This is a genomic window from Xanthomonas cucurbitae, assembly GCF_002939885.1.
GTDB lineage: Bacteria > Pseudomonadota > Gammaproteobacteria > Xanthomonadales > Xanthomonadaceae > Xanthomonas > Xanthomonas cucurbitae.
Genome location: NZ_MDED01000001.1, coordinates 154029 through 174033, shown reverse-complemented (window position 1 = coordinate 174033; position 20005 = coordinate 154029). Strand labels below are relative to the sequence as shown.

The window sequence follows — 20005 nt, the reverse complement described above, 5'->3', positions numbered from 1 at the left end:
GTGCACGATGCAGCGCAAGTGCGTGCAGGCATCCGGTACCCGCCAGCCACGTCGGCGTTGCGGCAGCGCCAGCCTCAGCGCGTGCGATGCGACCAAGCCACCGCCGCTTCGATGCGCGACCACGGGAACAACGGGCCGGGGTCGAGCTTGCGCTGGATCTTGCAGGCCGGATCGTCGCTGGCCGCTTCCAGCGTGGTATCCAGCTCCTGATGGCCGGCAATGCAGCGCACCGAGGGCAGCTGTTGCTGCAACCACTGCAGCAGCGTGACCAGCGTGGCGATCTGTGCATCCGGGTAGGCTTCGTGCATGAGCTGATGACGCGAATCCAGCCAGTGCGGATAACGGCCACGGTTGACCAGTTCGATGCCCAGCGTATGCGGATTGTGGCCGCGCACATGGTGCGCCACGCGCTCCAGCGCCACGTACTGCTGGATGCTGCCATTGCGGTCGATGTAGTAATGCCCGCTGTTGCCGGTGCCGCTGTCGTAGAGCACGCGCTCGCCGTATTCGCGCGCCATGGCCATGTCCGGTAGTTCGGTGCAATGGATGACCACCATGTCGATCCGGTCGAGCGCGCGGCGGGCCAGTCGAGATTCATAGGGCAACGGCGCGTAGGTGATCGGGGGCGACGGCAGGACGGCATCGGACATGCAGCGAATGCTAGCATTCGACGATGGCTTTGAATCCCGACAGCCCCCTGGGCAAATTGATGGCAACGCTGCCGCAGACCGGTCAGGTGACCTGGATCGGCGTGCGTCCGGCGCGTGATGTGGCAATGCTGGAGGTGGACGCAGCGCAGGCCACCACCGGCATCGGATTGGTCGGCGATCGCTACAAGGGCGGCAGCGGCAAGCGCGGTGTCACCCTGATCCAGGCCGAGCATCTGCCGGTGATCGCGGCGTTGGCCGGGCATGCGACGATCGCGCCGGCCACGCTGCGACGCAACCTGGTGGTCAGCGGGATTGCGTTGATCGCGTTGAAGGGGCGGCGGTTCCGCATTGGCGAGGTGGAACTGGAAGGCACCGATCCGTGCGATCCCTGTTCGCGCATGGAAGACGCGCTGGGTGCGGGCGGCTACAACGCGATGCGCGGGCACGGCGGCTTGTGCGCGCGCATCCTGCGGGGCGGCGTGCTGCGGCTGGGCGATGTGGTGCAGGCGCTATGAGCCGCGGTCACTGCATCCTGGCGCACGGGTTCGAGAGCGGTCCGGAGGCCTTGAAGGTCACCGCCCTGGCCGAGGCGGCACAGCGGCTGGGCTGGACGCACGAGCGGCCCGATTTCACCGATCTGGATGCACGCCGCGATCTGGGCCAGTTGGGCGACGTGCGTGGGCGGCTGCAGCGATTGCTGGAGGTGGCGCGCGCCGCCGCCGCCAAGGGGCCATTGGTATTGGCCGGTTCCAGCCTGGGGGCCTACATCGCCGCGCAAGTATCCTTGCAGGTGCCGGTGCGCGGGCTGTTCCTGATGGTGCCACCGACCCGAATGGGACCGTTGCCGGCGCTGGATGCCGCGGCAGTGCCGATCTCGATCGTGCATGCCTGGCATGACGAACTCATTCCTGCGGCTGAGGTGATCGCCTGGGCACAGGCGCGTGCGGCGCGGCTGTTGCTGGTCGACGACGGGCATCGCCTTGGCGCGCACGTGGAGACCGCGACGCGCGCGTTTGCCGACCTGCTGCAGGACCTGTGATGCACGACGCCGACGACCTGCCGCCTGCGCAGGCAGCAGCACCACTGGCGGTGCTGATCCGCGAGGCGAGCGCGGACGACGCGGCGGCCATCGAAGTGCTGACCATGGTGGCCTTCATGCGCGCCGAGCACAGCCGTCACGACGAGCATCAGGTGATCGCCGAGTTGCGCAACGCGGCGGCGCTGGCGTTGTCGCTGGTGGCCGACCACGACGGCTATGTGGTGGGGCATCTGGCGGTGTCGCCGGTGGCCTTGTCCGATGGATCCTCCGGCTGGTTCGCGCTGGGGCCACTGGCCGTTGGCCCGGGCCATCAGCATCAGGGACTGGGCACGCGCCTGGTGCGCGCGGCCCTGGCGAGCTTGCGCGAGCGTGGCGCGGCCGGCTGCGTGGTCGATGGCGAGCCCGGCTTCTTCCGCCGTTTCGGATTCGCCGTCGAGCCGGGCCTGGGCATGCCGGATGTGCCGGCATCGACGGTGCAGGCGCTGGCGTTCGGCGACCGGCTGGTGCCACTGGCCGATGTGACCTACCACCCGGCATTCGGGCTGGGTTGAGCCGTGCGCGTGGCTTGCCCGGGGCCTTTCCGCGCAGCCTGTCGTTCGCGTTCGTTCGCCGGCATCCTGCATCGCCCTGGGCACCGTCGCGGCTTGCGTCAGCCGTCATCATGGTCAATCGATCGCGATGAACGCTAGACGAGGTGAACGATGCAACATGACCAGCAAGCGGTGCCGCCGCAGGCGCGCCTGATTTCGCACGCGGGCGACCTGCCGCACGACGATGCGACCCTGCTCGCCTCGATCAAGGCGCGACTCGGCCAGGACCCGGCGCGGTCCGCGGCGGACGTGGAGCGCCTGCTGCAGTTGCTCGATGCGCTATGGGCGGTGGAGCTGGGCCGGTTCCTGCTCCGCAACCGCGGGCTGGACGCGGCCTGGACCCATCGTCTGGTGACGCACCCGCCAGGCAGTCTGGCGCCGGACACCACGCCGGCACTGGAATACGCCCTGTTCGAGACACTCCCGGCCGTGCTCGCCACGCGTGAGCGGTTCGGCATTTTCCGTGCGCAGTTGCAGGCCCTGCTGCGGCCTGGCATGACGCTGGCCTCGGTCCCCTGCGGCTGGATGGGTGACGTGCTGAGCCTGGATTACCGGCACTGTCCGGAGGTGCAGTTGCTCGGCATCGACCTGGACCCGCAGGCGCTGGAAGGTGCATTGCAACTGGCGCGCCGGCACGGGCTGGAGGGGCAGCTGTCGCTACGGCTGGAAGACGCATGGACGCAGGGCGATGCCAATAGCGTGGACGTGCTGACCAGTAACGGGCTCAATCTCTACGAACCGGACGACGCGCGCGTGATCGCGCTGTATGGCGCGTTCTTCCACAAGTTGCGGCCGGGCGGCACGTTGCTGACCAGTTTCCTGACGCCACCCCCCAGCCTGTGCGCGCAGTCGCCATGGCAGATGGCATTGATCGACCCGGCGGCGTTGGCACTGCAGAGCCAGATCTTCGTCGACATCGTGCAGGCGCGCTGGGCATCGTTCCGTACACACGCGCAAACGCGAGCGCAACTGGAGAGCGCGGGCTTTACCGACATCCGTTTCATCGAGGATCGCGCCAGCCTCTTTCCCACCGTCATCGCGCACAAGCCTGCCCACGGCTGAGCGGGGCGGCCGCAGGCCTGCACGCCTGCGGCAACGACGGCAGGCGTGCGGATGCGCGGAGCCGGTGTCGGGCGACGTGCCGCTGCCAGGCCCCTGCACTCCAGGGTGTGGCGGGGGATTGGGCCGGATTGCAGGGAGTGCCGGACGGCGATCGCGGCGCGCTGGTGAGCCGTGCAATGGGCAATGCGGCCGGCGGGGGTGGTAATGCCGGCCCCGATGGCCGACCATTTGCGCCCGTCCACGGCCACGGCATTGCCCTTGCGGGCGCCGTCCCGCCGTCCTGCTCCCACGCTCGCCACTGCGGCCAGCGTCTTGATCGATACCTGCCCACGTGAAATTCTTCGCATCCTGTGCCAAAGGCCTGGAATATCTGCTTGCCGACGAGCTGCTGACGCTCGGTGCCAGCAAGGCCACCGCCACCATTTCCGGCGTCAACGTCGAAGGCCAGTTGCGCGATGCGCAGCGCGCCGTGCTGTGGTCGCGCCTGGCCAGCCGGGTGCTGTGGCCGCTGACCGAATTCGATTGCCCGGACGAAGACGCGCTCTACGCCGGTGTCGCCGAGCTGCCCTGGCACGAGCATCTGGCGGTGGGGCATACCCTGTCGGTGGATGCGCACGTCTCCGGCACCGCCATCACCCACGCCCGTTACGCGGCGCAGCGGATCAAGGACGCGGTGGTGGACACCATGCGCCGGCAGGGACTGGAACGCCCGTCGGTGGATGTGGAAAGCCCGGACCTGCGCCTGAACCTGTCGCTGCGCAAGGGCCGCGCCACCATCTCGGTGGACCTGGGCGGCGGCCCCTTGCATCGGCGCGGCTGGCGCATGGCGCAGAACGAGGCGCCGTTGAAGGAAAACCTGGCTGCGGCGGTGTTGCTGCGCGCCGGCTGGCCGCGCGTCCATGCCGATGGCGGCGGCCTGCTGGACCCGATGTGCGGCAGTGGCACCTTGCTGATCGAAGCTGCGCTGATGGCCGCCGACGTGGCGCCCGGCCTGCAGCGCTATGGCAGCGATGTGCCCAGCCGCTGGCGCGGCTTCGACCGCGAGGGCTGGCAGCAGTTGGTGAACCAGGCGCGCGAGCGCGACAGCGCCGGGCGTGCCGCGCTGAAGCAGGTGATCCATGGCAGCGATATGGACCCGCACGCGATCCGCGCCGCCAAGGAGAATGCGCAGGTGGCCGGTGTGGCCGAAGCGATCTGGTTCGGCGTGCGCGAGGTCGGCGATCTGCAGACCCCACCGCAGGCTGCCGGCGTGGTGGTGTGCAACCCGCCCTACGACGAGCGCCTGGCTGCCGATGCGGCCTTGTATCGCAAGCTTGGCGACACCCTGCAACGGGTGGTACCGCAGTGGCGTGCCAGCCTGCTGTGCGGCAACGCCGAACTGGCCTATGCCACCGGATTGCGTGCCGGCAAGAAATACCAGCTGTTCAATGGCGCCATCGAATGCGCGCTGATCGTCTGCGACCCGATCGCGGTGCCGCGCCGCACCCCGTTGGCGGCGCCGACCGCGCTCAGCGAAGGCGCGCAGATGGTGGCCAACCGGCTGCGCAAGAATCTGCAGAAGTTCAAGAAGTGGCGCGCGCGCGAAGGCATCGAGTGCTTCCGCGTCTACGACGCCGACCTGCCGGAATATTCCGCTGCCATCGACGTGTATCAGCAAGCCGATGGCGACCGGCGCATCTTCCTGCATGTGCAGGAATATGCTGCGCCGGCGACCATTCCCGAGGCGGATGTGCGCCGCCGTCTGGGCGAACTGCTGGCGGCGGCGCGCGAGGTGTTCGAGGTGCCGGCCGAGCGGGTGGCGCTGAAGTCGCGCGAGCGCGGCAAGGGCGGCAGCAAGTACGGCCGCTTCGAGCAGCGCAACGAAATCGTCAACGTGCGCGAGCACGGCGCGCTGCTGCGGGTGAACCTGTTCGATTATCTGGATACCGGCCTGTTTCTGGATCACCGCCCGTTGCGCGGCACCATGGCGCAGCAGTCCAAGGGGCGGCGTTTCCTCAACCTGTTCTGCTACACCGGCGTGGCCAGTGTGGAAGCGGCGGTGGCCGGCGCCAGCGCCACCACCAGCGTGGATCTGTCCGGTACCTACCTGCAGTGGTGCGCCGATAATCTGGCCTTGAACGGCCAGGCCGGCAGCAAGCACAAGCTGGTGCAGGCCGATGCGCTGGCCTGGCTGGAAGCCGAGCGTGCGCATTTCGACGTGATCTTTTGCGATCCGCCGACCTTCTCCAACTCTGCGCGCGCCGAGGATTTCGATATCCAGCGCGAGCATGTGCGCTTGCTGCGTGCCGCGGTGGCGCGGCTGGCGCCGGGCGGCGTGCTGTATTTCTCCAACAACTTCCGCCGTTTCAAGCTGGACGAGGCGGCCGTGGCCGAGTTTGCGCAGTGCGAGGAGATCAGCCCGCGCACCATCGACCCGGATTTCGAGCGGCATGCGCGGATTCACCGAGCTTGGCGGTTGACGGCCTGAGGCGAGGCCAGCCCGTCGTGCGGCCTGTTGCAGGTTGCTGGCCGGCATCGTTTGCCAACACGCAATCACGGCCGCGCAGGCGAGGGCAGGGCGCAGCGGCACCAAGCCCGCCACGGGGCTGCGGTATGCTGATTCGCATGTTCTGGAGTCGACGATGACCGCACCGCCCCGTATCGCTTTCCTGGCCAGCCCGACCGAGCCCGCAGCCAATGCGCGCGCGCGCCTGGTGCAGCGCTACGGCGATCATCCGCTGGAGACGGCCGAGGTGGTCTGCGCCCTGGGCGGGGACGGCTTCATGCTGCAGACCCTGCATCGCCACGGTGCGGCCGACAAACCGGTATTCGGCATGAAGCTGGGGTCGGTCGGGTTCCTGATGAACCAGTACCGCGACAACGAAGACGATCTACTGGCCCGTCTGCAACGCGCCGAACCCGCCCACCTGCGGCCGCTGGAAATGCAGGTGCAGACCGAATCGGGCACCAGTGCCGGCTCGCTGGCCTACAACGAGGTCTCGCTGCTGCGGCAGACCCGCCAGGCCGCGCACCTGAGCGTGGACCTCAACGGCCAGACCCGCATTGCCGAGCTGATCGGCGACGGCGTGATGGTGGCCACCCCGGCTGGCAGCACCGCCTACAACTATTCGGCGCATGGCCCGATCCTGCCGTTGGGCTCGCACACGCTGGCGCTGACGCCGATCGCGCCGTATCGCCCGCGGCGCTGGCGCGGCGCCATCCTCAAGGCCGATACCGAAGTGCGCTTCCGCGTGCTCGATCCCTACAAGCGCCCGGTCAGCGTCACCGCCGATTCGCACGAGATCCGTGACGTGGTGGAAGTGACCATCCGCGAATCCACGCAACGCCGCGTGACCTTGCTGTTCGACCCGGAACATAACCTGGAAGAACGCATCTTCAGCGAGCAGTTTGCAGTGTGAGGGGCCGGGATGGGGCTCTGGAGATGGGCGATTGGCAACGGCACGGGCACCGCACGCGCGCGTTAGACGTGTACGCACACACTACGATGCTGCACGGATGTCCGATGCAATCCCGATCTCGCGTTACTGCTTCTACCGATTCCCCATTCCCCATTCCCCATTCCCGGCACCAAAATGGCTGACAACTCCCCCAGGCTATTGACCATCGCAGTGACCTCGCGCGCGCTGTTCGATCTCGAAGAGGGCCATGCCTTGTTCGAATCCAGCGGGGTGGAGGCGTATTCGGCGTTCCAGCGCGAGCACGAAGACGACATCCTGCAGCCGGGCGTGGCGTTTCCGGTGGTGCGCAAGCTACTGGCGCTCAACCACGACGTGCCCGAAGAAACCCCGCGCGTGGAGGTGATCCTGCTGTCGCGCAATTCGGCCGACACCGGCTTGCGCATCTTCAATTCGATTCAGCATTACAACCTGGGCATCGTGCGCGCCACCTTCACCTCCGGCGAGCCGACCTGGCCATACGTCAAACCGTTCGGTACCGACCTGTTCCTGTCGGCCAACCCGGACTCGGTGCGACGCGCGCTCACCCATGGCATTGCCGCAGCCACCATCATGCCGCGTGCGCCGGGCGAACGCGCGGAGGCGGCTGCAGCGATCGTGGACAACGACGAAAGCCGGCTGTCCACGCAGTTGCGCATCGCTTTCGACGGTGACGCGGTGATCTTTGGCGACGAGAGCGAACGCATCTCGCGCGAGCAGGGCGTGGAAGCCTTCGGGCGGCATGAGCGCGAACGTGCGCGCGAGCCGTTGTCGGTGGGCCCGTTCCGCAATTTTCTCGCGGCACTGCATACGCTGCAGGCCGCGTTCCCACCCGGCGAAGCCTCGCCGATCCGCACCGCGCTGGTCACCGCGCGTTCGGCGCCGGCACACGAGCGGGTGATCCGTACCTTGCGCGAGTGGGGCGTGCGCCTGGACGAAGCACTGTTTCTCGGCGGCCGCCACAAGGGCCCGTTCCTGGAAGCCTTCGGCGCGGATATCTTCTTCGACGATTCGCAGCACAACATCGACAGCGCACGTCAGCATCAGCATGTGGCGGCCGGTCATGTGCCGCATGGCGTGGCCAACGATCCGCCGGGTTGATGCGCCTGTAGGGCCGCTATCACTGCGCCGCGTGCCTTGTGCGCAACCGGTGACGGCGGGTCACGCCACGCATCACCGCGCTGGCGGTGAGGTGGCGTCGGTCAGCGGCAGCTGGATATCGGTCAGCCGCCAGCGCAGGCCCTGGCGGGTCAGCACGAACACGACCGGTGCCCCGGCTGCGGTCTGCGTGGTGGCGGTGAAGCGGCGGGTGGATTCGAAGCGTTGGCTGGCGCCCTGCAGCGGGCGCGCCGGTGCCGGCGCCGCATAGGTATCGGCGCTGACGGTCTCGCCGATCATGCGATTCCACACACTATGGCCTTGCAGCAGTGCGCCGATGCCCAGCGGGGTCACCAGGGTATCCACGCCAGCGCTGCTGATGCCGCTGGCCAGTTGCAGAGCGAAGCCGCCGAGCAGGCTCGCTTGCAGCCCGCTACCGGCCTGGCGCACCAGGTAATCGTCCAGCTGCGCCTTGAGGTTCACGCGCAGGCTGGGAAAGTCCACGTAGCGGTCCAGCTGTGCGGCATCGCGCTCGGCAATGGCCTGGCTGATGCCACGGATGGCCAGATACGGTCCGGCCACCACATAGCTGGCCAGCAGGACCACCATTGCCAAGGGCACTAACCACCAACGCTGTTTCATCGTTCGCACTCGGTTGCCATGTGGGAGGTGCCAGCGCGCAGCCGGCCGATGTTGGCGTGGGATGAATCGCGCAGGTCATCCTGCCTCACCGGGAATGCCTGGTCGCGCCCGGGTGCGCTCCTACGGGAGGATGTAGGAGCGCACCCGGGCGCGATGGGCGTTGCCGATAACGCGTCGCAGGTGCAGGCGAGCGACTGTTCGTCTCGCCTGCCACCTCAGAATTCCAGATCCAGCGCCGCACACAGGTAATCGACGAACGGCGCCAGGGTCACCAGGTCCGCCTCGATGGTCTGGCGCAGGCGTGGCCCGGTCATGACGGCGTCGTCCAGGTGGCGCAGATAGGCCCAGTTGCGATGCTTGAGATCGTCGATGAACTCGAAATCGTTGGGAAAGCCACGCGGTGCGCGCACCAGCTTTTCGCTGTCGTCCAGCGCGAACTTGCGGCGCAGCTTGGGGTCGTGCGCGGCCGCTTTCCAGCTACCAGGGTTGTCGAAGATGAACTGCCGCAGCTTGCGCTGGGTGTCCGGTTCCGGATGCCACAGGCCTGCGCCGACGAAGCTCTCGCCCGGCTGCAGATGGATGTAGAACGAGGGCGCTGGGACTTCGCGCCGCCGCGCATGGAACAGCCGCGCGCCCTGCCAGTTCTTGTACGGCGATTTGTCGTTGGAAAAGCGCGCATCGCGGTAGATGCGAAACAGCGAGCCGCCCTGAGTCCTGGGGTCGGCACGATAATGGTCGCTGACCTGCGCCAGGGCCGGTTGCAGGTCCGTAATCAGCTGCAGGAACGGCTGGCGCACATGCGCCTCGTACTGGTGCCGGTGGTCGTTGAACCAGGTCTTGTCGTTGTGGCGGGCCAGGGCGCGCAGGAACTTGAAACTGGCGTCGGAAAAATAGCTGGTCATAGCGTGCGTTGGAGGTCCGAACCCCAGGCGGCGAGCTGGTCGAGTAGGGCTTGCTTGGTAGCATCGTCGGGGTGAGCAAGCCGTAAATCCGCGATCTGCGCGTGGTACTGCGCCAGCGTCACCTCGCCCAGGCCGTGGTCTTCGAGCAGGCGCTGGCGGCGGTAGGTATTCCAGCGGTCGAGTTCGGCGAACGACAGCGTCTGCGGCCAGTTGCGCGCGCGGTAGCGGAACAGCAGCTCGACCAGGCGCGGGTCGCGGAACCGCGCTTCCAGCGCGCCCAATTCGGCGGGCGCGCTGGCGCGCACCTGGGCCAATAGACGCTTGTCGCCTTCGGCCAGGAATCCATCGTAAAGCGAGGCGTCGGCATCGTTGACCGCCGCTGCTGCCGCGCGCTCGTTACCGTAGACCTGGCGCACTTTCTCGGCCAGCGCCGGGCCAAGTTCACGCAACCGCGCTGCCTTGGCCACGACCGCGTCGTGATCGACACCCAGGCGCTGAAAATCCGCCGCGCGCAGGTGTTGCCAGGCCACCAGCGCGGGCGATTTGTTCAAATGCACTTCTTTCAGCGGAATGCGTTGTTCGCCCTCGGGCAGGTCGGCAGCGCGGATATACAGCCGGTCGGCAATCTCGTCGGGGCTCAGCCGCAACAGCACTTCCGGGTCGCCGTCCAGATCGAACACGATCACCCGGCTGTCGATGCGTGGATGGCGGGTCAGCGGCAACACCACGGCCGCACACAGGCGCGAGGCCGGATAACGCTGGGAGATGTGCAGCACCGGCTGCATGGCGATCACATCCAGCAGCGTGGCGGCAAAGCGCTTGTCGCGCAGGCGCAGCGCGTAGTCCCACAACTTCGGCTGGTGCTGCTGGAACCTGCGCGCCATGCCGATGGTGGCGTACACGTCGGATAAGGCTTCATGCGCATCGCCCTGGCGCACGTCGTTGGCATTGGCCAGATGTTCCAGCCTGAACGAGGTGGCGCCGTCCTCGCGCTGCGGCCAGACGATGCCGTCCGGGCGCAAGGCATGCACCAGGCGCAGCACATCCAGCAGGTCCCAGCGCGAATTGCCGCCGCGCCACTCGCGCTCGTACGGGTCGTAGAAATTGCGAAACAGACCGCAACGCACGAACTCATCGTCGAAGCGGATCGAGTTGTAGCCCAGCGTGCAGGTCTGCGGGCGGCTCATCTGCTCGGCGATCCGGGCGAACGCTTCGGCTTCGGTCACGCCTTCGCGCAGCGCATGCTGCGGCGTGATGCCGGTGACCATGGTGGCGTAGGGCGAGGGCAGCAGGTCGTCGGCGGGCTGCACGAAGAAGCTGATCGGCTCTTCGATCACGCGCAGCTGCGCATCGGTACGCACGGCCGCGAACTGCGCAATGCGGGTGCGGCGCGGGTCCTGGCCGAAGGTTTCCAGGTCGTAGAAGAGAAAGCTGTCAGGCATGCGGTGGCGATCTCCGGATCCGCGGCGCACGGCGTATGCGCCGCCAGTGGCCGCTAGTATCCCTCATCGCCGTGCCCGCACGCTGAGGCGCGGCAGTGCGCGGGCTGTCGCTGCGCGCCGGCTTGCAGTTCCCGGCTAGCCTCAGTGCGCGCCGTCCAGCGGCTGCAGGCGTGCATGCACCACCGTCTCCAGCGCGGCCCAGTCGATCCGCGACAGGTCGTTGTGCCCACGCGTGGCCTCGACCAGGATTTCGCGCTGGATCTCGCTGCGCGCCAACGCGATCGAATAACGCGTGCGCAGGAAGGTCACCATGGTGTAGTGCGGCACGAAGCGAGTAGGCCAGCGCGCCTGCAATTGCTGTTCGAGTGCGCGTTGCAGCAGGAAGTTGGCATCGCCCACGCGGTCGCGCATTTCCAGGTAGTTCTCCAGCGCCATCTGCTGGATCGCGGCGGCATCGTCGCGGCGCGCGGCCTCGAACGCAGCGAACGCGCTGCCGATGTCGTCGTGCGCATCCATCTGCTCGGCCAGCGCCACGCAATCTTCGAACGCGCAGTTCATGCCCTGGCCGTGGAAGGGCACCATCGCATGCGCAGCATCGCCGATCAGCAATGCGCGGCTGTCCAGATGCCAGCGCTCCAGGGTCAGGGTGCCGAGCAGGCCCGGCGGATGTTCTTCCCAGTGTTCTTCCAGCTGCGGAATCAGCGGCAGCGCATCGGGGAAGTCGCGGGCGAACAGGGCATGCGCTTCTTCGCCGGTGCGGGTGGTGGCGAAGCTGGGCTCGCCGGCGTTGGGCAGGAACAGGGTGACGGTAAAGGTGCCGCCATCGTTGGGCAGCGCGATGCACATGTAGCGCCCGCGCGGCCAGAGGTGCAGCGCGTTGCGTTCGATGCGGAAGCCGCCATCGGGCAGCGGCGGAATTTCCAGCTCCTTGTAGGAGTGATCCAGGAATTCGATGCGCTCGCCCAGCGGCGATTTGCGCTGCATCGCCGCGCGCAGCGCCGAGCCGGCCCCGTCGCTGCCGATCAGGCTCTGGAAATGGATTTCGTGCGGCTGGTCGTCGCGGTCGTCGATGAAGCGCGCGTAGCCGGCATCGAAGTCCACCGTGTGCAGGCGACGATAGAAGTGCACGCGTGCGCCGGCCTGTTCGGCCAGATCCAGCAGCGCAACGTTCAAGGCGGCGCGGTGGATCGACCAGATCACCTCGCTGTCGTCGCGGCCGTAGCGCTGCAGCTGTGGCTGTCCGCTGACCGGGTGCACCATGCGCCCGCGCATCATCACCGCCTTGGCCATCACCGCGTCTTCGGCACCGGCCTGGCGCAGCGCGTGGCGGCCGCGTTCGGCCAGCGCCAGGTTGATCGAGCGCCCGGACTCGTAGCCCTTGATGCGCGGGTCGCCACGGCGTTCGTAGACGGTGACCTGCCAACCGCGCTGCGACAACAGGATGGCCAGCAGGCTACCGGCCAGTCCGGCGCCGATCAGGGTCAGGGAGCGAGGGGAGACTGGGCTCAATGCAATGTCCGGCAGCAGCCGGACGCAGTGCCGGCGAGAAGGGGGAGGCAGCCACTGGCAATGGCGGCCGCCCTGGCATCAGCCAGGGGCGGGGTTCGGAGTGTACGTGGGCATGCCGTGATTCCGCGTGCCGGCATCGCGGCCTGGTGGTGCTTTAGTCAGCCTGCCGCGCTCAGGTGGCGGCCCAGGCTTCCACCTGCTCTACAAAGGTATGCAGATCGGTGAAGCGGTTGTACAGCGGCACCGGCGCAATGCGGATCACGTCCGGTTCGCGCCAGTCGCCAAGCACGCCGGCTGCCCGCAGATGTTCGAACAGTGCGCGTCCCTGTGCGCGCCCGCCGGCCACCCGCAGCGACAGCTGGCAGCCGCGCCGCGCCGGTTCGGCCGGGGTGACGATTTGCAGCACTTGCGGCAGGCGCGCGTGGATCAGCTGTTCCAGATGGCCGGTGAGCTGTTCGGACTTGGCGCGCAATGCGGCCATGCCGGCCTGGTCGAACAACTCCAGCGACGCGCGCAGCGGCGCCAGCGCCAGCACCGGTGGGTTGCTCAGCTGCCAGCCTTCGGCGCCGGGGGAGGGCACGAACTGCGGGTCCATGCGGAAACGGGTCTGCTGCTCGTGTCCCCACCAGCCGGCCATGCGTGGCAGATCGCTGCTGGCGTGACGCGCATGCACGAAGCAGCCACCCACCGCACCGGGGCCGGCGTTGAGATATTTGTAGTGGCACCACACCGCAAAATCGGCGCCATCGTCGTGCAGGGACAGCGGGAGGTTGCCCACCGCATGCGCCAGGTCGAAGCCCACCGCCGCGCCTTGCGCACGCGCCAGCCGCACGATCTCGGCCAGATCGAAGGCCTGGCCGGAGCGGTACTGGATGCCGGGCCACAGCACCATTGCCAGCCGTGGACCATGGCTGGCAATGGCCTGCGCAATGGCGGCCATCGACAGGGTGCCATCGGCCTGGTCGGCCTGCACCTCGATCAAGTGGGTGGCCGGATCCAGCCCGTGCAGCCGCAGCTGCGACTCCACCGCATGGCGGTCGGAGGGAAACGCGCCGGCTTCGATCAGGATCGCGCCCCGCTCGGCGGTGGGGCGATAGAAGCTCGCCATCATCAGATGCAGGTTGACGCTGAGGGTGTTCATCGCCACCACTTCGCCAGGCTGCGCGCCGACCACGCGCGCCAGCCCGTCGCGTACCAGCTGGTGATAGGTCAGCCACTGGGTGGGGCCGGTGAAGTGGCCCTCCACCGCCAATGCGCCCCACTGGTCGAGCACTTCGCTCACCATCGCGCGTGCGCTGCGCGGCTGCAGGCCTAGCGAATTACCGACGAAGTAGGTCTGGTCCGCGCCGGCATGCTGCGGGAACACGAAGGCCTCGCGCAGCGCGCGTAGCGGGTCGGCGGCATCCAGTGCTGCGGCGTGGGAGCGGGACAGGGAGTCGGTGGTCATCGGGCTCGCAGTGGTCTGAATCGATGCGCCAGTTTACCCGCCGGCTCCACGGGCGCCGTCATGCGCTAGCGCGGCGTCGGTCGAGGTCGCTCGGGCGGGGCGTAGCAGATGGGTGAGCGTGTCGATGCTGTCGGTGACGCGGTCGATGGTGTCGGCCAGCGCGGCAGTGGTCGGCGAGCTGTCGGACAAGGCGGCCAGCGCATCGGAGAGCGTGCGCTCGGCACTGCGCAGGGTGGCCGCCGCCGGTGTGCCGCCGTTGGCCAGGCAGGTGATGAGCTCGGCCATTGCCTGGTCGGCGCGTTCGGCAAATGCCGGCAGCGCGTCCAGCGTGGGCAAGGGGTGACCATCGCGCAATACCGCTTCCAGCAGCAAGGTCGCGCGGATCAGTCGGTTGCCGTTGGCCAGCAGCGACTCGGCCAGTTTGAGTTCCTGCAGGTTGCGCCGGCTGCGCGGCTCGCCACGCAGGCGCTCGATCGAGGCCTGGGTGTTGGTGCGCGCCACGCGCGCCGCAGCGCGGCTGTCGCTCAGGCGGTCCATCTGCCCAAGCAGCAGGTTGTGCAGATGCTCGCGGTAGGCGCCGAGTAATTGCGCCAGCGCGCTGCGGATATGCCGGCGTTCGCGCGTGGGCCACAGCGCATAGGCGATCAACGCCAAGGCGCTGCCGGCCACGGTGGCCTGCAGGCGCGCACCGACCGCTTCGCCGGGCGTGACGCCTTCGAAGGACAGCAGCAGCACCAGCATGCCGGTGAGGAAGGCCACGCCGATGCCGTAGTTGACCTGGGTCAGCAAGCGGAAGCCCAGGCAAAACAGGGCCAGCAGGGCCAGGCGGATGCTGGCGCCATCCATCGCCAGGTGCGCCAGCAAGGTGGCCAGCAGCAGGCCGACGAAGGTGCCCGCCACGCGCAGCGCGCCGAAGCTGAAGGTGCCGCCGAAATCCGGTTTGAGCACGATGGCGGTGGTCATCGGGATCCAGAAACCGTGCGGAATCTGCTGCCAACGTTGGAAGGCGATCGCCAGAGCCAGGCACACCCCGCAGCGCAACGCATGCCGGAATGCCACCGAGGACAGATCCAGATTCGCACGCAGGGTGGCCCAGGTCGCGGCCGGTCGCAGTGCCGCAGGCAGCCGTGCTTCGGCCAGCTGCGCCTGGATCTCGCCGCGGCTGCTGGCCCAGTGCGCATTGCGGACCAGGGCGCGCAACTGCCCGCCCAGGCCTTGCGCACGGGCCACTGCCACGCGCACCAGCCGGCGCTCGCGGGTGTCGGCGTTGTCGTGCTGAAACTGCGCCAGTGCGGCGATCAGATCGTCGAAGCCGGTCATCGATGCATCGGCTGCGTTCGGGTCTTCGCCCACCGTCATGGCGTGCGCCAGCTGTTCCAGCACGATGGCACTGCGTTCCAGCACGCGCTCGATCGCCGGGCGCGCCTGGGAATCGCTCAATCGGGTGTCGGCGTCGGACAGCGACAGCAGCTCCAGCCGCACGCGGTCGCAGAGCTCGGCGATGATACGAAAGCTCTGCACCGCGATCGCGCGCGAGCGATGCTCGCCGTGCAGCATCACCATCGCGTCCAGCACTTCCTGGGTGGCCGGTGGTGCGGCGCTGGCTTCCGGACGTTGCCGGGCGATGCCGGCCAGTTGGCGCATCAGCTCGGCCAGTGCAAACCGCTCCGGGCGATAGCGTTGCAACGGCCACGCCGCCAGTGCCAGCAGCACCTGCAACAGGCCGCCGGCAAAGATCAACGCCGCCACGCCGGGCGCCTGCTCCACCGGCAACCGCATGTCGGCGCTGACCACCAGCAGGATCATGCTGGTCAGACCGACCCGCGCCGCCACCGGGCCCAGCGCGACCAACAGGCCGCCACCCAGGCCGAGCAGCAGCCCGGCGATTACCAACGCCGGGGTGTCTTGGCCAACCCAGATGCCGAGCAAGGCCGCAAGGCCCGCCGTCAGTGCGGCCATCAGCATGCGCTGCAGACGCGCGCGGTACGGGCCGGGCTGGTCGGTAAACATGGTGTTGAGCGCGCCGCTGCACACCGCCAGTCCGGCGGCGACATGCCCGGTGGCCACGCCCACCGCCAGTGGCAGCACCACCGCAGCGGTGTTGCGCAAGGCAACGCGCAGCGGCACGTCGCGCGGCTTGAGGTCGATCAGTGTGCGCAGCATGTCGGCGATGATGCCGGTGGGCGAGCGGGCTTGGGTGGCTTCATGCAGGGATCAGCGTGCGGCATGGGGATGGCGTTTGCGCGTCTTGCCCTCGCGCACGGGCGACCCACCGCATCGCGCCAGACCTGCCTGCAGCCGGCGCATGCCCTCGTCCACTCAGTCGCCGGCCGCGGCATAGCGTTCGGGCGCCGGATGGACCTGCCCGCACTGCGTGCAGGTGCGCAGTGCGAGCGAGCGATAGAAGTGATCGAACACCGGCGGAAAATCGGTTTCGATATTACGCAGCGGAAACAGCGCCTCGTACAGCTTGTGGTTGCAGTGCGGGCAATACCACTGCAGCCCGTCGCGTTCGTGTGGCAGGCGCTCGCGCTCGATCACCAGGCCGACCGAGCCGGCGGCGCGCTGTGGCGAATGCGGCACTTTCGGCGGCAGCAGGAAGATCTCGCCGGCGCGGATCGGGATGTCACGTGCCACGCCGTCGTCCTGCACCTTCAGTACCATCTCGCCTTCCAGCTGGAAGAACCACTCCGGGCCTTCGTCGTAGTGATAGTCGGTGCGCGCATTCGGGCCGCCGACGATCATGATGATGAAGCCGTCCTGCTGGATGCATTTATTGCCCACCGGCGGCTTGAGCAGGTGGCGGTGCTGCGCGATCCAGGCGTGCAGATTGATCGGCGGGACCAGCATCGACGTTCCTTGGCAGATAAGGCGCCCAGCATAGCCAACCAGCGGCGCCGGTGGGCGTCGCCGTGGCTTGCGCGCGCGGCGGCGACTCAGCGTTCGGCGTGGTCGGCCTGGATTTTTGCCAGCGCGGCGTCGTAGCGTTCCTGCAACACCTCGGGACGATCGATCGACATGCCCAGGTCGTGCGCATGGCCATCGCGCAGGCTGTACACCCAACCATGCACGCACAGCGGCTGGCCGCGGTCCCAGGCATCGCGCACGATGGTGGTGCGGCAGACGTTGACCACCTGTTCCAGCACGTTGAGCTCGCACAGGCGCGCGTGCTGCACCGGCAGGTCGCCGGCCTCGTGCAGGCAGGTTTCGTGCTTGTCGGCCACGTCGGTGACGTGGCGGATCCAGTTGTCCACCAGGCCCATGCGCTTCTGGGTAAGGCTGGCGAACACGCCACCGCACCCGTAATGGCCCACCACCAGGACGTGCTTGACCTTGAGCACGTCGACCGCGAACTGGATCACCGACAGGCAGTTCAGATCGGTGTGCACCACCACGTTGGCGATGTTGCGGTGGACGAACACCTCGCCCGGCGCCATATCGATGATCTGGTTGGCCGGCACGCGCGAATCCGAGCAGCCGATCCACAAGTATTCGGGCGTCTGCTGGGTCGATAGTTTGGAGAAGAATTCCGGATCTTCGCGGCGGATGCGCTCGGACCAGGCGCGGTTGTTGTCCAGCAAATGGTTGAGTTCGTTCATGGCCTGGATTATCCCAGAAGCCTGTGCAGCGGGTGTCATGGCCGCGGCCAGGGCCTTGCCAGGTTGAAACTGGAACCGGCGCCGAGGTTGGGATACGGCTGCGGCAGTACAGTGTGCCAACCCCGGACAGATCCCATTCCATGGCCGACTTCATGCAGTTCCTCCCCACGTTCCTGCGCTTCCAGGGCGGATTCGTCGATGCGCCCGACGACCCCGGTGGGGCAACCAACATGGGGATCAGCCTGGCGGCGTTCAGCCAGTCTGCCCAGGCCACGCTTGGTGTGCAGCCGTCGCTGGAAACCTTGCAGCAGTTGACGGTCGCCCAGGCCGCCACGTTCTACAAGACCTTGTACTGGGACAAGCTGCAGGGCGATGCGATCCAGTTGCAACCCTTGGCCGACATCCTGTTCTATTTCTATACCGAAGCGGGCTCCGCGGCGGCGAAGCTGTTGCAGACGCTGTTGGGTGAGATGGGGCAGCAGGTTCCCATCGACGGCACATTCTCCGCGCAGACGCTGGCGGCGCTGCAACAGGTGGACCAGACCCAGCTCTACCTGCGCTACAAGCAGGGTTGCGTGGATTACTACACCCGGTTGGTTGCAGCGCGCCCCTTCCTGCAACGTTTTCTGAAAGGATGGCTCACCCGCATCGCCAGTTTCCCGGAACTGTCATGACCCTGGAGCCCTCATCGACGCAGCAAGCGACGGGTAACGCCATGAGCGACTTGAGCGATATTGCCTTTGTCAAGCGAATCGCGGTCGGCCATGCCGGCGGCGACCGGCTGGCTGCCGACGAGCGGGATGCGCAGGCGCTGGCCCTGCTCAATCGCTGCCTGGCAGACAGCCCCAAAGGGCGCATCATCGCCGTGGAAAAACACGTCGCTGTGCAGGCGGCGGGAACCGAGCAGGTGGTGCAGCAGTGGGTGTGCTACCACGTAGGATTCCGGCGCAAGCCGCATTGGCTCGACGGCATCGACTGACTGCCATGCCGCTCGGGCAGGGGCGCGCCATCGCAGCGCTGCAATCGGGCGCGGTATGGCGCATGCATCGCCACCGGCCTGCGGTGCCGTGTCAAGGCGTGCCGTGGTCGTCCTGCGTGTCGCGCATCCATGCCGCAACCGCGCGCGCGTTCTCGCCCGGTTGTTGCGCCAGCGCCTGACTGACGCTGCGGCGATTGGCAGGTGGGTGGTTCTGGCTCAACTTGAAGGTGAGTTCGATGCGGCTGGGCACGAAGCGAAACCCCACCAGCCCGCGCAACTGGCGGCGATGGCTGTCGCGTTGCATCTCGAACTGCCAGTCGCTGCCAACGCCCTGCTCGAACTGCTGGCTCATTCGGGCGATCAGATCGCCCAGCGCCTGCTCGTCGTCGATCCTCTCGCAGTGGCCGTGCAGGTGGGCGACGGCGTAGTTCCAGGTCGGTACGCGCGCAGCAGCCTCCTTGTCCGGATACCAGCTGGGCGAGACATAGGCATGCGGCCCATGCGCAATCAGCAACGCATCGCCGGCGCCGCGCGCCTGCGGATTGGGGCGTGCCCAATGGCCTTCGATCGTCACCACCTGCGCGTCGCGCCGGTACAGTACTGGCAGATGCGACACCAGCGGTGGGCCGTCCTGGCCCTGGGTGATGAGCGTGACGAATGGATCGTGTGCGAACAGCCGGTCCAACAGCGCCAGATCGGTCTGGGCGAAGGCGCGCGGTGCGTACATCTCAGGCGCGGCCGCCCATGCGGATGACCATGCGTTCGCGCAGGTCGGCATCGTCATCGCCCTGCGGCGGTGAAATCTCGTGCAGCGAAAACCCACGGATCAGTGCGTCTTCTTCGTCCAGCCCGTCCAGTGCGACGAATTCCGCATCGAACAATGCGGCGCGGGCACTGTCTTCGCTGTCGTAGGGCAGCGTCTTGCCGTCGCTGTCCAGCACTTCGGCGGTGCCGGCGGCCTTGATGCGCAGGCGTGCCCAGATCAGGGTGAGGCCGATGGTGGCCAGCCACCATTGGTCGCGATCGAGGTCGGTCTCGGGAGCAGCGTGCGTCATGTCAGAACCTTGGAAAGCAGGCCGAGCAGGGCCGCCATGCCCAGGCCGAAGAAGATGGTCAGCAGCGAGAGCCAGGCAGGCGTGGCCAGACCCGACAGCGCACTGTCGCGGAAGCTGCGGTAGCGGCGCGCCAGCAACCAGCGCAACGCAACGGGGCTGATAAAGGCCGGGTCGCCAAAGCTGGCCAGCGCCTCCGGATGGCGGTCGTGCAGGTGCACCAGGGTCAGCGGCCAGAAGATCAGGAGCGCGGTCAGGCCGGCGACGGCAACACCGACAAAACACAGTGCAAAGAACAAGGTCATGTGGCCGCCAGCATCAGTGCGAGTTTGGGGAGTGCCATGCCAAGGAGCAACGCCGCGATGGTCCAGCGCATTGGAGCCGTGGCATGCCGGATTGCGGCACGCGCGGTGTAGGTCTGCCACCAGCGTTGCGGGTGTTGCTGGCGCGACGCCGGCCGCGCCAGCAACACGCTACGTGTCGCTGTCAGCCCGCCCATGATCGCCGCCAGCCCGAAGGCCAGCGCTTGCAGCATGGGGACGGCGGCCGGCACGGGCATC

The 20005-nt window shown here is 67.6% G+C and carries 22 protein-coding genes; 9 read left to right on the top strand and 13 right to left on the bottom strand.

The features are described from left to right. Positions 1-74: 74 nt before the first annotated feature. Positions 75-650, bottom strand: a complete 576-nt coding sequence (locus XcuCFBP2542_RS00810) for an N-acetylmuramoyl-L-alanine amidase (protein ID WP_104601730.1) — start codon at positions 648-650, stop codon at positions 75-77. Between the two features lie 23 nt (positions 651-673). Here XcuCFBP2542_RS00810 and XcuCFBP2542_RS00805 point away from each other — a divergent pair, with 23 nt between their 5' ends. The 7 genes from XcuCFBP2542_RS00805 to XcuCFBP2542_RS00775 all read left to right on the top strand — a co-directional run bounded on the left by XcuCFBP2542_RS00805 (position 674) and on the right by XcuCFBP2542_RS00775 (position 7876). Continuing rightward, positions 674-1165 carry an MOSC domain-containing protein gene (locus tag XcuCFBP2542_RS00805; RefSeq protein ID WP_104601729.1) on the top strand — a complete coding sequence of 164 codons (492 nt, stop codon included), beginning with the start codon at positions 674-676 and terminating at the stop codon, positions 1163-1165. Then, positions 1162-1689 carry an alpha/beta hydrolase gene (locus XcuCFBP2542_RS00800; protein WP_104601728.1) on the top strand — a complete coding sequence of 176 codons (528 nt, stop codon included), beginning with the start codon at positions 1162-1164 and terminating at the stop codon, positions 1687-1689. The genes XcuCFBP2542_RS00805 and XcuCFBP2542_RS00800 overlap by 4 nt, the downstream gene beginning before the upstream one ends. A gap of 44 nt (positions 1690-1733) precedes the next feature. Continuing rightward, positions 1734-2240 carry a GNAT family N-acetyltransferase gene (locus XcuCFBP2542_RS00795; protein WP_104601813.1) on the top strand — a complete coding sequence of 169 codons (507 nt, stop codon included), beginning with the start codon at positions 1734-1736 and terminating at the stop codon, positions 2238-2240. Positions 2241-2390: 150 nt separating this feature from the next. Further along, complete coding sequence (locus tag XcuCFBP2542_RS00790; RefSeq protein WP_104601727.1) at positions 2391-3341, top strand: SAM-dependent methyltransferase; 951 nt, start codon at positions 2391-2393, stop codon at positions 3339-3341. A gap of 331 nt (positions 3342-3672) precedes the next feature. After that, the gene (rlmKL, locus tag XcuCFBP2542_RS00785; RefSeq protein ID WP_104601726.1) at positions 3673-5808 is read left to right on the top strand and encodes a bifunctional 23S rRNA (guanine(2069)-N(7))-methyltransferase RlmK/23S rRNA (guanine(2445)-N(2))-methyltransferase RlmL; all 2136 of its coding nucleotides are present in this window, start codon (positions 3673-3675) and stop codon (positions 5806-5808) included. A 154-nt stretch (positions 5809-5962) separates the two neighbouring features. Next, on the top strand, positions 5963-6739 hold the full coding sequence (locus tag XcuCFBP2542_RS00780; protein WP_104601725.1) for an NAD kinase: 777 nt from the start codon (positions 5963-5965) through the stop codon (positions 6737-6739). Positions 6740-6913: 174 nt separating this feature from the next. Beyond that, the gene (locus XcuCFBP2542_RS00775) at positions 6914-7876 is read left to right on the top strand and encodes a 5'-nucleotidase (protein ID WP_104601724.1); all 963 of its coding nucleotides are present in this window, start codon (positions 6914-6916) and stop codon (positions 7874-7876) included. 72 nt (positions 7877-7948) lie between these two features. On the opposite strand, the gene XcuCFBP2542_RS00770 is transcribed toward XcuCFBP2542_RS00775, so the two are convergent. The 8 genes from XcuCFBP2542_RS00770 to can form a co-directional block, all read right to left on the bottom strand. After that, the gene (locus XcuCFBP2542_RS00770; RefSeq protein WP_104601723.1) at positions 7949-8515 is read right to left on the bottom strand and encodes a DUF2939 domain-containing protein; all 567 of its coding nucleotides are present in this window, start codon (positions 8513-8515) and stop codon (positions 7949-7951) included. Positions 8516-8730: 215 nt separating this feature from the next. After that, positions 8731-9417, bottom strand: coding sequence for a DUF2461 domain-containing protein (locus tag XcuCFBP2542_RS00765; RefSeq protein ID WP_104601722.1), 687 nt, complete (start codon positions 9415-9417; stop codon positions 8731-8733). After that, entirely contained in the window at positions 9414-10859 is a 1446-nt protein-coding gene (sbcB, locus tag XcuCFBP2542_RS00760) for an exodeoxyribonuclease I (protein WP_104601721.1), read from the bottom strand. Before sbcB ends, XcuCFBP2542_RS00765 begins: the two co-directional genes overlap by 4 nt. 141 nt (positions 10860-11000) lie before the next feature. After that, positions 11001-12368: an FAD-dependent oxidoreductase gene (locus tag XcuCFBP2542_RS00755; protein WP_104601720.1), complete on the bottom strand. Its 1368-nt coding sequence runs from the start codon at positions 12366-12368 to the stop codon at positions 11001-11003. Positions 12369-12540: 172 nt separating this feature from the next. After that, positions 12541-13815: a kynureninase gene (gene kynU, locus XcuCFBP2542_RS00750; protein WP_104601719.1), complete on the bottom strand. Its 1275-nt coding sequence runs from the start codon at positions 13813-13815 to the stop codon at positions 12541-12543. Positions 13816-13848: 33 nt separating this feature from the next. Beyond that, positions 13849-15978 carry an FUSC family protein gene (locus XcuCFBP2542_RS00745; protein WP_104601718.1) on the bottom strand — a complete coding sequence of 710 codons (2130 nt, stop codon included), beginning with the start codon at positions 15976-15978 and terminating at the stop codon, positions 13849-13851. A 156-nt stretch (positions 15979-16134) separates the two neighbouring features. After that, positions 16135-16665, bottom strand: a complete 531-nt coding sequence (locus XcuCFBP2542_RS00740) for a 3-hydroxyanthranilate 3,4-dioxygenase (RefSeq protein ID WP_104601717.1) — start codon at positions 16663-16665, stop codon at positions 16135-16137. Between the two features lie 86 nt (positions 16666-16751). Continuing rightward, on the bottom strand, positions 16752-17414 hold the full coding sequence (gene can / locus XcuCFBP2542_RS00735; protein WP_104601716.1) for a carbonate dehydratase: 663 nt from the start codon (positions 17412-17414) through the stop codon (positions 16752-16754). 140 nt (positions 17415-17554) lie between these two features. Here can and XcuCFBP2542_RS00730 point away from each other — a divergent pair, with 140 nt between their 5' ends. Further along, positions 17555-18088, top strand: coding sequence for a glycoside hydrolase family 108 protein (locus tag XcuCFBP2542_RS00730; protein ID WP_104601715.1), 534 nt, complete (start codon positions 17555-17557; stop codon positions 18086-18088). Then, positions 18085-18393, top strand: coding sequence for a hypothetical protein (locus XcuCFBP2542_RS00725; protein WP_249027589.1), 309 nt, complete (start codon positions 18085-18087; stop codon positions 18391-18393). Before XcuCFBP2542_RS00730 ends, XcuCFBP2542_RS00725 begins: the two co-directional genes overlap by 4 nt. Before the next feature lie 91 nt (positions 18394-18484). Here the strand turns inward: XcuCFBP2542_RS00725 and XcuCFBP2542_RS00720 are convergent, their stop codons facing one another. Genes XcuCFBP2542_RS00720 through XcuCFBP2542_RS00705 form a run of 4 tightly spaced genes read right to left on the bottom strand, consistent with a single transcriptional unit; the run spans position 18485 to position 20004 of the window. Next, positions 18485-19120: an FMN-binding negative transcriptional regulator gene (locus tag XcuCFBP2542_RS00720; protein WP_104601713.1), complete on the bottom strand. Its 636-nt coding sequence runs from the start codon at positions 19118-19120 to the stop codon at positions 18485-18487. Position 19121: 1 nt separating this feature from the next. After that, positions 19122-19448 carry a hypothetical protein gene (locus XcuCFBP2542_RS00715; RefSeq protein ID WP_104601712.1) on the bottom strand — a complete coding sequence of 109 codons (327 nt, stop codon included), beginning with the start codon at positions 19446-19448 and terminating at the stop codon, positions 19122-19124. Beyond that, positions 19445-19750 (bottom strand): hypothetical protein, encoded by a 306-nt coding sequence (locus tag XcuCFBP2542_RS00710; protein WP_104601711.1) that lies wholly within the window; start codon positions 19748-19750, stop codon positions 19445-19447. The genes XcuCFBP2542_RS00715 and XcuCFBP2542_RS00710 overlap by 4 nt, the downstream gene beginning before the upstream one ends. Continuing rightward, positions 19747-20004: a hypothetical protein gene (locus XcuCFBP2542_RS00705; protein WP_104601710.1), complete on the bottom strand. Its 258-nt coding sequence runs from the start codon at positions 20002-20004 to the stop codon at positions 19747-19749. Before XcuCFBP2542_RS00705 ends, XcuCFBP2542_RS00710 begins: the two co-directional genes overlap by 4 nt. Position 20005: the final 1 nt, after the last annotated feature.